At 45.0% G+C, this 12,390-nt stretch carries 11 protein-coding genes; 10 read left to right on the top strand and 1 reads right to left on the bottom strand.

What is annotated here, in order from left to right; all coding sequences use genetic code 11:
- Positions 1–31: 31 nt before the first annotated feature.
- From BO18_RS02040 to BO18_RS01995, 10 genes are all read left to right on the top strand, one after another.
- Positions 32–1,231 carry an aspartate aminotransferase family protein gene (locus BO18_RS02040; protein ID WP_242856503.1) on the top strand — a complete coding sequence of 400 codons (1,200 nt, stop codon included), beginning with the start codon at positions 32–34 and terminating at the stop codon, positions 1,229–1,231.
- Entirely contained in the window at positions 1,228–2,754 is a 1,527-nt protein-coding gene (locus BO18_RS02035; RefSeq protein ID WP_034446948.1) for a sugar ABC transporter substrate-binding protein, read from the top strand. Before BO18_RS02040 ends, BO18_RS02035 begins: the two co-directional genes overlap by 4 nt.
- Positions 2,755–2,817: 63 nt before the next feature.
- Positions 2,818–3,624, top strand: coding sequence for a helix-hairpin-helix domain-containing protein (locus BO18_RS36135; protein WP_051688442.1), 807 nt, complete (start codon positions 2,818–2,820; stop codon positions 3,622–3,624).
- Positions 3,625–3,645: 21 nt separating this feature from the next.
- Complete coding sequence (locus BO18_RS02025) at positions 3,646–4,326, top strand: response regulator transcription factor (protein WP_034443166.1); 681 nt, start codon at positions 3,646–3,648, stop codon at positions 4,324–4,326.
- A gap of 2 nt (positions 4,327–4,328) precedes the next feature.
- Positions 4,329–5,822 (top strand): sensor histidine kinase, encoded by a 1,494-nt coding sequence (locus BO18_RS02020; RefSeq protein WP_034443163.1) that lies wholly within the window; start codon positions 4,329–4,331, stop codon positions 5,820–5,822.
- 20 nt (positions 5,823–5,842) lie between these two features.
- Entirely contained in the window at positions 5,843–6,775 is a 933-nt protein-coding gene (locus BO18_RS02015) for a GerMN domain-containing protein (protein WP_034443161.1), read from the top strand.
- A gap of 49 nt (positions 6,776–6,824) precedes the next feature.
- The gene (locus tag BO18_RS02010) at positions 6,825–9,545 is read left to right on the top strand and encodes a ComEC/Rec2 family competence protein (RefSeq protein ID WP_034443160.1); all 2,721 of its coding nucleotides are present in this window, start codon (positions 6,825–6,827) and stop codon (positions 9,543–9,545) included.
- 165 nt (positions 9,546–9,710) lie between these two features.
- Positions 9,711–10,454 carry a nucleoside/nucleotide kinase family protein gene (locus BO18_RS02005; RefSeq protein ID WP_034443158.1) on the top strand — a complete coding sequence of 248 codons (744 nt, stop codon included), beginning with the start codon at positions 9,711–9,713 and terminating at the stop codon, positions 10,452–10,454.
- Between the two features lie 10 nt (positions 10,455–10,464).
- Complete coding sequence (locus BO18_RS02000) at positions 10,465–10,932, top strand: NUDIX hydrolase (RefSeq protein ID WP_051688441.1); 468 nt, start codon at positions 10,465–10,467, stop codon at positions 10,930–10,932.
- A 53-nt stretch (positions 10,933–10,985) separates the two neighbouring features.
- Complete coding sequence (locus BO18_RS01995; RefSeq protein WP_034443154.1) at positions 10,986–11,438, top strand: PaaI family thioesterase; 453 nt, start codon at positions 10,986–10,988, stop codon at positions 11,436–11,438.
- 148 nt (positions 11,439–11,586) lie between these two features.
- Here BO18_RS01995 and BO18_RS01990 read toward each other — a convergent pair whose 3' ends face one another.
- Positions 11,587–12,204, bottom strand: a complete 618-nt coding sequence (locus tag BO18_RS01990; RefSeq protein WP_185752321.1) for a PilZ domain-containing protein — start codon at positions 12,202–12,204, stop codon at positions 11,587–11,589.
- Positions 12,205–12,390 lie beyond the last annotated feature (186 nt).

Here is a 12,390-nt window from a genome sequence, read left to right as displayed (position 1 = left end):
CTGATTCTTAGACATAGATAGGAGAATTGTGATGAGTGAATTGATGAAGCAGTACATTGACGAGGCTGAGAAAGCTCTTTTGCATACATATAATCGTTATCAGATCGTGCTGGACAGAGGCGAGGGAGTTTACCTCTATGATCTGGAGGGCAAGAAATATCTGGATTTTGTGTCCGGTATCGCAGTATTTGCGCTGGGTTATCACTACAAGGACTATGATGATGCACTGAAAGCCCAGATTGACAAGCTTCTTCACACATCCAATTACTACTACAATGTTCCGGCGGTTGAGGCAGCAAAGAAGATAAAAGAAGTGTCCGGAATGGACAGGGTGTTCTTTACCAACAGCGGAGCAGAGGCTGTGGAGGGTGCGCTTAAGGCTGCAAGGAAGTATGCTTTCCTAAAGGACGGCAAGAATGATCACGAGATCATTGCCATGAACCACTCCTTCCACGGAAGGACCTTTGGAGCGCTTTCAGTTACTGGAAATCCTCATTACCGAGAGGCTTTTGAGCCTATGATCGGCAATATCAAGTTTGCAGATATGAATGATTTTGACAGTGTCCTTGCCTGCGTGAACGACAAGACCTGTGCGATCATAATGGAGACAGTGCAGGGCGAGGGCGGAATTTTCCCTGCTACTAAGGAGTTCCTTGAGAATGTCAGGAAGCTCTGCGATGAAAAAGACATCTTGCTGATCCTGGACGAGATCCAGTGCGGAATGGGAAGAACAGGCTATATGTTCGCATGGCAGAAGTACGGCGTTAAACCTGACATTATGACAACAGCCAAGGCTCTTGGATGCGGAGTTCCTGTGGGAGCATTTCTTTTGACAGAAAAAGTAGGCGCAAATTCACTGGTTGCCGGGGATCACGGGACAACCTACGGGGGCAATCCTTTCGCCTGTGCGGCAATTAACAAAGTCCTTGATTTATTCAAGCAGGACAATATAATAGAGAATGTGAATGCGGTGGCTCCATATCTTGAGAAGCGCCTGGACGAGCTGAAGGACAAATATGACTTCATTATTGACAGGCGAGGCGCAGGACTTATGCAGGGGCTGGTGTTTAACAGACCTGTTGCTGAGGTGATAAACATGGCTCTTTCCAAGGGGCTTATCCTTATCAATGCCGGAGCTGAGATTATCAGATTTGTTCCGCCGCTGGTGATTACTAAGGAGAATGTTGATGACATGATCAATATACTTGATTCATGTCTGGAGTCTATATGAATTTAAGAATCAGGATCATTTCTTTAATACTGGTAGCTTGTGCGCTGGCGGGCACTATTGTTTATGCCCGCTCAGACAGGAGCATTTTTGAGGATTATTCTATCTTTACCAGGAATAAGACTACAGTCAGGCTGTGGTATACAGATGATTCCCTGACCCCATATCTGCAGAGCAAGGCTGTTGCCTACTCTGAGTCTAATGGCAAGGTTCGTGTAGAGCCTGTGCTGGTTTCTGGCCTTGAGTATCTTGAGGCTGTCAATAAAGCTTCTATCGATGAAGATAATTATCCGGATCTGTATATAATAACAAATGATTCTCTTGAGAAGGCCTATCTTGCTGGGCTTGCCATGGAGATCGAGGATGGAGATGCTTACCTTAAGGACAGCGTTTTTCCTGCTGCTGCAATTGATTCCATAACCTATAAGGGGAAGAAGATTGCTTATCCTTTTTATTTTGAGACCAGCTCTCTGATCTACAACAAGACTTATCTTGAGAACATGGCAGTTGAGACTATGCAGTCAGAGATTGACCAGGCTGAGGGCGAAGCTGCCCAGGCTGAGGCTGATGGGGCATCTGCAGGGAATTCGGAGGATACAGATTCCGAAGGCTCCCAGGATGAGATGGACGCTGAGGCTTCTGAGGACGCCGGTTCTGAGATCACCCAGGGTATGATTGATGAGGTTGTAGCTGAGAATCTTCCTCTTAACATCTCTGATATCCTTAAGTTTGCTGAGAGTTACAATGCTCCTGAGCAGGTAGAAGCTGTCTTTGAGTGGGATGTTACTGATATCTTCTACAATTATTTCTTTGTTGGAAACTATATGAATGTTGGTGGTCAGGCGGGAGATGACGTCAACCAGATCGACATCTATAACACTGATACTATCAGCTGCATGAAGATTTATCAGCAGCTGAACCAGTTCTTCGCTATCGATGCGGATTCCATAAACTACGATAACGTGGTTCAGGATTTCGTAGATGGCAAGGTAGTATTTACCATTGCTACAACGGATATTATTAAGAAGATCAATGATGCCAAGGCTCAGGGCGAGTGCGACTTTGATTTTGCAGTTGCTGATATGCCTGGACTTACTGATGATTTTGGGTCAAGAACTATGTCTGTTACCAACTGTCTTGTGGTAAACGGACTTTCAGAGCACGCAACTGAGGCCAATGAAGTGGCAAAGTTCCTCTGCAGTGACAATTCTGGAGATATTTACAAGCTCAGTAACAAGGTGGCTGCCCACTACGGCGTTTCCTATGACGACAGCAACCTGGCAACCTTTGTTGCTGTATATGCAGATTCAGTGCCAATGCCAAAAACTATTGAGACCAGCAACCTTTGGATGGAGCTTGAGATCGCCTTTACCAAGATCTGGAACGGTGAGGATTGTAACTCAACTCTTAAGCAGGTTTCTGAGAGCATTATGACTCAGGTAACCGGTTCTCCTTATACTGAGGAGACGCTTCCTGACCCGGATGACGACACTATCACCGCCGGGCTAACGGAAGATAATGATTGAATTAATTAGCTTAATCGAATAGAATAGTAAAGCATGGATGGGGTCCTCTGTTTTGGAGGAAACATGCGAAAAAAGATAATAATTATGGCGTGCCTTATGGCTTTGCTTACAGGCTGCGCCTCAAAAAACAGTGAGATTGTACTGGAAGGTGTGGCTTCTGGGACCGCTTCGGAAGGAACCACGGAAGAAGCTGGTGCAGGTGGAAACGCCGCAACAACTGATTTGGCAGGTACGGATGAACAAATTGTTTTGGACGGATCCGGAACTAGCGCAGATGTTGGAAATTCAGGAAAAGAAATGCCGGTGCCTGAGCAGCAGATTGCCGTATTTATCTGCGGCGCTGTGAGAAAGCCCGGTGTCTATGAACTTGCCGAGGAAAGCCGCATTATCGATGCAGTGGAAGCAGCCGGTGGTTTTTCTGAAGAAGCTGACGATAGCTTTATTAATCTGGCAGCGAAACTTACGGATGGGATGAAGCTTAAGGTTCCAACGAAGTCGGAAGTTGAGGAACTTACGACAAGAGCTGAGAGTGTTTGTGAAGGATTGGCTGGCCATGGAACTGACACTGGAAATGACTCGATAGATTCATCTGAATATGTGTCTTTGGGAATAACATCTATAGATATCAGTGCTGAATCTGATCCAAATGGCGCCAGTGCAGGGAATGCGGACAGCAACGGCCTTGTGAATATAAACACGGCTTCTGCAGAGCAGCTTAAGAACCTTCCCGGAATTGGGGATGGGATAGCAGGCAAGATCATAAAATATCGCGAGGAAAACGGAGCTTTTAAGACTAAAGAGGATATCATGAAGGTATCTGGGATCAAGGAAAAGCTCTTTTCCAAGATAAAGGACAGTATAACGGTTTAAAAATTTGGAAATGGTGAAGGAATGAGCAAGAAAGCGCTTGTTGTTGACGACGAGAAAGCAATCGTAAAGGGAATAAAGTTTAGTCTTGAACAGGACGACATTGTTGTGGATTGTGCATACGATGGCCAGGAAGCTCTTGATATGGCAAGGGCAAATGACTACGACATAATCCTTCTTGACGTTATGCTTCCGGGTCTCACTGGGTTCGAGGTTTGTCAGCAGATCAGGGAGTTTTCAAATGTGCCTATCATTATGCTCACTGCCAAGGGCGATGACATGGATAAGATCCTGGGCCTTGAGTATGGCGCAGATGACTACATCACCAAGCCTTTCAACATTCTTGAGGTTAAGGCAAGGATCAAGGCCATCATCAGAAGGACAGGCAGAGGCGCTGAGCCTGATAAGGTAATGACTTTTGGCGACCTTAAGCTTAATGAGGAATATAGAAGAGTCTTTGTTAAGGATAGAGAGATCAATGTGACCAGCAGGGAATATGAGCTTTTGGAGCTTCTTGCTTCAACTCCCGGTAAGACTTATACCAGGGAAGAGCTTCTTGAGACCATCTGGGGCAGTGATTATCCCGGAGATGAAAGAACTGTTGATGTTCACATCAGAAGGCTTCGCGAGAAGCTTGAGAGCAATCCAAGCGAGCCAAAATACGTAAGGACTAAATGGGGCGCTGGATATTACTTCCAGGCATAAATATGGATAAGAACTTTAGGATCAGTGATATACTAAAAAGTTTACGAGTAAGATTCTTTATAATTGTCTTTATCACCGGGCTTGTGTCATGCCTGGTGATGCATTCTGTCATTCTTTCCAGCTATGAGGACCGCGCTGTGAACGTGAAGTCCACGGAGGTCCAGAGGCAGCTGCGAATTCTGGCTAATCACCTTATTGTTTTAAACTATTTACAGGATACCTCTTCTGAGGTCATAAATGCTGAGATCGATATGCTGGCTAATCTTTACGATGGCCGTGTTATCGTTATCAATGATGACCTGAAGGTGGTAAAAGATACCTACAATATTTCTCAGGGAAAGACCATCATTTCTGAGGAAGTGGTCAATTGCTTGAAGACCGGTTCCAAGGGAACTGTGTCAAAGTACGATAGCGCCAACGGATATATTGAGGTTGTTACGCCTATCATTGAAAGTGAAGTCATTGAAGAGGAGGATGTATCTGTATCCGGCAAAACAAGTGAAGTGGTGCGAGGAGTTCTTTTAACCAGTGTATCTACGGACACTATTGCCACAACCCTTGAGATCCTCAGCAGAAGAGCAAATCTTCTTGAGGTTGTGATCATCCTGATTATCCTGATGTTTGCAGCATTGGTTTCAATCCTGCTGCTGAAGCCTTTTGACAGAATAACAGCTGCTATCAATGACGTTAAGGCGGGCTACACTGATGAGCCTATCGTTGGACCTAATTATATCGAGACAGAGCAGATCATTAACGCCTTCAACGCGCTTCTTAAGCGAATGAAGGTTCTGGACGATTCCCGTCAGGAGTTTGTTTCTAACGTGTCTCATGAGCTTAAGACGCCGATTACTTCCATGAAGGTTTTGGCAGATTCTCTTTTGGCTCAGGAGGATGTTCCAAATGAAGTCTACAGAGAGTTTATGGTGGACATTGGAGCGGAGGTTGATCGAGAGGACAAGATCATAAACGATCTCTTGGCGCTTGTCAGGATGGACAAGAAGGCTTCAGGACTTTCCATCTCTTCAGTAGATGTGGTGGCTCTTACAGAGGTTGTCCTTAAAAGGCTCCGCCCCATTGCAAGGAAGCACAATATTGAACTTACCCTTGAGAGCAAAAGAGCTATTACTGCGGAGATCGATGAGGTCAAGATTTCACTTGTAATCATGAATCTGGTGGAGAATGCCATCAAGTACAACAAGGATGAGGGCTGGGTTAAGGTTGAGCTTGACGCGGATCATCAGTATTTCTATGTGAAGGTCATTGATTCCGGTATGGGAATTCCTGCGGATGCTATTGATCATATTTACGAGAGGTTCTACAGGGTGGATAAGTCCAGGTCCAGAGAGATTGGTGGAACAGGACTTGGCCTTTCTATTGCCAGAAATGCAGTTCTTATGCACAGGGGAACCATTGACGTGGAGAGTACGCTTGGTGAGGGAACTACTTTCACTTTAAAGATACCGCTGATCAACAGTACCGGTACAGCTACAAAGTAGGCCGTTTGGGGATTGGATAAATGTTTGGAATTGGAAAAAGGTTGAAAAACAGAATAGCTCTTTTCCTGGTGATGGCTCTTGGCCTGATGACGGTTGGATGTTCTCCTAAGGCTGTTGATCCGGAGGCTTTCAAGCTCTTTTACGTGAACAACAATGAGACAGGAATTGTGGCGGTGGAATATGAGCCGGAAAATGAACTGTCTGATGTGGACGCTGTTATTTCTGAGCTTATCGAGCAGCTAGGGAAGATGCCTGAAAGGCTTCAGTACGAGGCTCCTTTGACGGGAGATGTAAAGCTTATTGGTCATTCGCTTTCGGACAATCTTTTGACTTTGAATTTTGGAATTGAGTATATGGATATCGGAAGGACTGTGGAGATTCTGGACAGAGCAGCAATTGTCAGGACCTTTACCCAGCTTCCAGCGGTTGATTATGTGACCTTCCAGGTGGAGGGGACGCCTCTTGCGGATCACTACGGGAATATTATTGGTAACATGTCTGCAGATACCTTTATTTTCAACGTTGGTAACGAGATCAACACCTACGAGAAGATTGAGCTTAAGCTGTACTTTGCAAATGAGGCGGGAGACAAGCTTGTGCCTGTCTACAGGTCCGTTGTTTACAACAGTAATATTTCCATGGAGAGACTTGCTGTTGAGCAGATCATAAAGGGGCCTAACACGGATATCTGTTATCCAACAATTTCCAAGGATGCTAAGATCAACAGCGTTAATGTAAGGGACGGTGTCTGCTACGTGGACTTTGACCAGGCATTTCTGACTGAGCCTTATAAAGTGAGCGCAGAGGTTGCGCTGTATTCCATCGTGAACACCATTGCGGAGTTTTCCGATGTTAACAAGGTGGCATTTTCCGTAAACGGAGAGGCGACCTTTACCTTCATGGACTTTGAGATTTCAGGGCCCTATGAGAGGAATCTTGATATTATTGAGTAAGTAATATGGCGCGCCAAAGCGCCGGAAGTTTTTGGTTTAGGAGTAATATATGAAACGGCCGTTAAGCCTTCTGGCTTTAATTCTTACGACGGCTGTCTTGATCTATCTACAGTTTTGTTTATCTGATATTACGGGAAGGGAGCCTGGTTGCGGCGATGGTGATTTGATCACTATAGTCGGGCAGGTTCAAGGAAAAGAGTTTCGAAAGAGCTTTTCCGGCGAGATCCTTCCTGTGATCTACCTATTTCCAAAGGAACAGAATATTTCGGATGATCATCTGATCCAGTGCTATCTGGATTCTGCAGATTCTTTGCCTTCTATCGGGCAGTATGTCCGTGTTAGCGGAAAGGTAAAGGCCTTTCAGGCCCCTACAAATCCAGGGGAATTCGACAGTCGTTTGTATTATTCAACTTTAAAAATTTCATACAGATTAAGTGGGAGCAAGGTTCTTGCCTGCGGAGGAGATCCGGACAATTACAGGGAATCTCTTTTCAGGATTAGGATGTTTTTTGAGCATGTCCTTGATGAGTGTCTTTCTTCCGAGGATTCCGCCATCATGAAGGCTATGCTCCTTGGTGACAAAGCTTACATGGATTCCGAGATCAAGGATATGTACAAGGACAGTGGGATCATCCATATCCTGGCTGTCAGTGGCCTCCACATTTCCATAATTGGTATGGGTATCTATGAACTGCTAAGAAGGTTCAGCCTGTGGGCAGCTTCGCGGGTGGAGAGAGCGGCTTGGCGCCGTACTGTGGCTAGGACGCATACAGTTATCCGTAAGCCTAAAGCTGCCCGAAATACAGCAGATGTATGTACGAACATAGTTCCGACGGTGGTTGCAATTGCCTTCATGTACTCCTACGGAATTATGTGCGGAATGGGAACGTCTTCCTTCCGTGCTATATGCATGTTCACCATCCGACTCATGGCGCCTGTGGTTGGCAGGACCTATGATATCTTAAGCGCACTTTCCCTGGCGGAAATACTGCTTTTGCTGGATCAGCCCTTGTACCTTTATAACAGCGGATTTCTTTTTTCCTTCGGAGCAGTACTTGGAATCACAGTCATAAAGCCTTTGTTTGTTCCCTCCAGGAGGTTGGCAGGTTGCGAGGACATGCAGATGAAGTTCGTTGAGGATGAGGATTGCAAGGGGGTGCTATGGGCGTGGCTGAAGGAGAGAAGGGCAACGAGTGCTAACAGTACTGACAATAGCGGAGGGAAATGGTGGCTCGAGGTTCTTGGTCGCTTCGTGGAAAGTGACGTCTACAGGACCGTTGTTGATGTGTTTGATATTCATGGTAGAGTGCTTGGTCTTCTAGACGGCGCAGTTTCCTGCCTTGCTGTCACAATCGTTACGCTGCCCGTATACGCGTGTTTTTACTATGCGTTTCCACTTCATTCTATGGTGCTGAACCTTGTGGTTATCCCGGTGATGGGCATTCTCATGCTGGCAGGCCTCGTGTGCATGCTACTTGGGGCAGGATTTCTTTTGCTAGGAGTTGCTATAAGCCCTGGTGTTGGATTGCCATTGTTGGCAAACACTTCCGATGTAGGCGCTGGTACAATACTGAGCTCGAGGGTGCCAGGTGCGGATTTTTCTATGCCCTTACTGATAAAACTTCCTGGAGGTGTGGTGCATGGGATTCTGGCGATTTACAGATGGCTGTGCTCTGGAAGCTCCGTGCGAAGCACTTTCACCTGGTACATGGGGCATTCTGACAAGTGGCAGGTGGCTCTATACGTGACGCTGATCGTTATCTTCATTCTGGTATCCAAGAGTCTTCAGTGGGAGGTCGTAAGAGAACACATCAACAATATGTTTTTAGCGGATGTTATACGGGGAGTTGTTCTGGTGATAGCGCTAGTTGTGCTTACATATCATCGCGTACCTGACCTAGAGATTAGCATGATCGATGTAGGACAGGGGGATGGGATAGTTATATCCTCAGCAGGCAATAACATTTTGATTGATGGGGGAAGCACCTCTAAGAAGAATGTGGGCAAGTATCAGATCATTCCATTTCTGAAATACAAGGGAATAGAAAAGCTTGATGCTGTAGTAGTGACTCATGAAGATGAGGATCACATCAGCGGAATCTTCGAGATTATGGATGACATGGAAAAGGGCGGAATCAGGATAAAGCAGCTCATCCTTCCTGAAGTGGCAGATAGTTCCAGAGGAGACAACTATCATGAACTTGAGCAAAGGGCTAGGAACCTGGGGATTTCTATAGCTTACATTAACGAGGGAGAATCCTTTGGCCTGGGAAAGGTGCAATTTACCTGCCTGAACCCTGAACTTGGAATGACATCGGATGGAGCTAACGCCTATTCCACAGTTCTTTTTATGGAGTATATGGTTGGAGATAGGAAATGGTCAAATTGCACCCATGCTGATGCATTTTCTGGAGGTGGGAAGAATTCACAGCGATTCACAGCTCTTTTCACTGGGGACGTTGAAGGCGCAGGGCAGGATTACCTTAAGAGTGTGATAAGAAGTGACCCTGAGAAATACGCCAATTTATCCCTGCTCAAGGTAGCTCACCATGGCTCCCAGTACACTACCGATGAAGAGTTCCTGGACCTTACGAAGCCCTTATTTGCAATCATAAGCTGCGGCCGAGACAACTCCTACGGCCATCCTCACGAAGCACTCCTTGAAAGACTTTATGAGGTTGGAACAACAGTCTACAGAACTGATAAAGGGGGATGCATCAGCATTGCTGTGCAAGGAAAGAAAAAGCTGATGACTTGCTTCGTTCCATAGGGAAATCGTATCCCAAGGAGAACACATTCATCAGCTTCAATGGTAATGGAATATAAGACTTTGATAATTATATTATAACGTGCTAATGTCATGATAAGAGGTATGCTTTACAGAGATTGTATATGAGAATGTACTAAGCCTCTTGCATGAAGGAGCGTAACACCTATGGATTACAATGTGAATATGAATGGGATTGAGGTTAATGCCCGTTATAGTAGAAAATCGGTGGATGAGATCTTTTTGCCACTGCTTTACAGACTAACGGATATGCAGAAAGAAAAGGGCAGCAGGCTGTTGGTGCTTTTGGCGGCGCCTCCGGGGTCGGGAAAGAGTACGCTGGCAAGCTTTCTGCAGAAGTTATCAGAAGAAAATGAGGATCTGACTGATGTCCAGGCCATAGGGATGGATGGCTTCCACAGGCGGCAGGAGTATCTTCTTACCCATACAGCATTCAGAGACGGGGAAGAAGTGCGGATGGTAGATATTAAGGGGGCTCCTATTACGTTTGACCTTAACCTATTTAAAAAGAGGATAGAGGAAGTCCTCATAAAGTCGGTGGTTGGGTGGCCATCATACGACAGGCATCTTCACAATCCGGTGGAGGATGCTATAACTGTAGAAAAAGACATTGTGATCCTTGAAGGCAACTACTTGCTTCTTGATGAAGATGGCTGGCGAGACCTCAGAACCTATGCGGATTATACCATTTTCATAAGAGCTGAGGAGGAGATGTTAAGGCACCGCCTCATAGACAGGAAGATAAAAAGTGGCAATTCAAAAGAGAAAGCTGAGAAGTTTGTGGATTACAGTGACATGGCAAATGTGAGACTGTGCCTAAAAAAGAGTACCGGTGCAGATCTGACACTTTCAGTCGGTGATGACGGCGAATATAATAAAAATGTAATGTAGGAGAAAACTGATGAATTATATTGCTGATATGAGAAAGTCTGTGGGCCATGACCTGGTCATGACTGTTGGATGCGGAGTGCTAATAGAAAATGACAAGGGACAGGTTCTTTTGCAGAAAAGAAGTGATACCGGAGAGTGGTGCGTTCCAGGTGGTGCAATGGAGCCTGGGGAGACATTCGTTGAAGCGGCAACGAGAGAGCTTTATGAGGAAGTCGGCATAAGAGTATCGGACCTAAAGCTCTTTGGCCTATACTCAGGAACTGACAGGGAAATACACTATCCCAATGGAGATGTGGTCTACTCTTTATCCGTAATCTTCATTACCAAGAGCTATTCTGGAGAAATATCTGATTCAGACTCGGAGGTTCTTGAACACAGGTTCTTTGACAGAAATGAAATTCCAAAAGACCTCTTCACACCTGATGCAAGACCCATACTTGACTGGGCGGCTGGCATTAGAGAAGTTGAAGTAAAGTGAGAATGGCTGATGGGGAGACATTTCCATCGGGGAAACGGACAGGATGATTACAAATGAGAAAAGCACGTACAGAAAAAGAGAATGCGATCAGGGAGAAGATGATCGCTGAATTATATTCAAATGAGTACAACAAGTTTATCGGATTTGAGATTCTGGAACTGAGTCCTACTTACAGTAAGTCCAGGATAAAATGTGATTCAAGACTTCATAATACCTATGGAAGCATTCATGGTGGGGCGCTGCTGTCTTTTGTGGATGCAATGGCTGGGGCTACAGGTAGTATGAGTGGATATTATGTTACGACGGTATCCGCCAATCTGAATTTCCTTCTACCGGCAGTGAACACAGAGTACATTTACTGCGAGTGCATGAAACTTAAGACAGGTAAGCACATCCTGGTCTTTGATATCAGAGTTACTGATGATGAAGGGAATTTATTAGACAGTGGAGAGTTCTCATTTTTTGCAAGCAAGGTCCCGGTACTGGGAGACAACTTGAGATTCTGAACAATCGAGTAGGCTGACTCCTACTCGATTTCGCACACGAACATTCCGCATTTCATGCTCCATGTTCTTACGACCGGCAAATGAATTTGTATGCAAGCATCCATTCGCTTGCCGGTCTTGTGCTACAAAAAGACCATCCAACCCTTGGTCAGATGGCCTCTTCAAACATTCTTTGATCGTTGTGTGAATGCTTCTGCATTTTCTTAAACTGGAGATACATTAAAAGACCTGTGGAAACATTTTTTACTTCGCATCCGACAGCGTCCAGATCTCCAACCTTGAATTTCCTGATGATCTTGGAAACGAAGGTGATATGTTTCAAAGTCTCTTCGTTGACAAGATCGATCTCAATCTCGTCGCCGATATTAAAATTATCTGAATACTTACCAACAAGAAGTGAGATTCCTCTTACGGAAAGATCGTTGATTATAAGCCTTACGGATTTCTTGCCCTTAATAGTGACGGTGGCTTCGCGCTGTATCTTGAACCTCTCAGCCTTTCTGTTGTCTACAGAAAGAGTGATCTCTCTTCCACGTATCACATGGAAATCGGAACCGGCGAAATCAACCCTGCTCATGTCCTCGATGTAGAATCTGCGTTTGATTCCAGTAATAGGATTCACTATCTCAAAAGTAGCATCTGAGCAGTACTCAATGATCTTCCCGGCAAAATAAACGGGAGTTATGAGAGCTCCGTCGCCATAGCTGCTGATAACAAAAGAGCTGGTATCAAAAGACATATCTCTGTAAGTCAGATGAATATTCAATTTTGTTCCCGGAGTAATCGAATTTATCCTCATGCTAGCAAGTATATAATGATATTTTGATAGACTTGTGATTACTTTGTGAAAATATTGTGTCTGAAAAATGATTACATATCTACTAAATAAAGTCTGAACATTATTTCAGTTAATTCCCCGATGTGATAACATAATATGTAGTAAACCCACTAA

It is taken from the genome of Butyrivibrio sp. AE2032, assembly GCF_000702965.1.
This window is presented reverse-complemented; position numbering and strand designations above follow the sequence as displayed.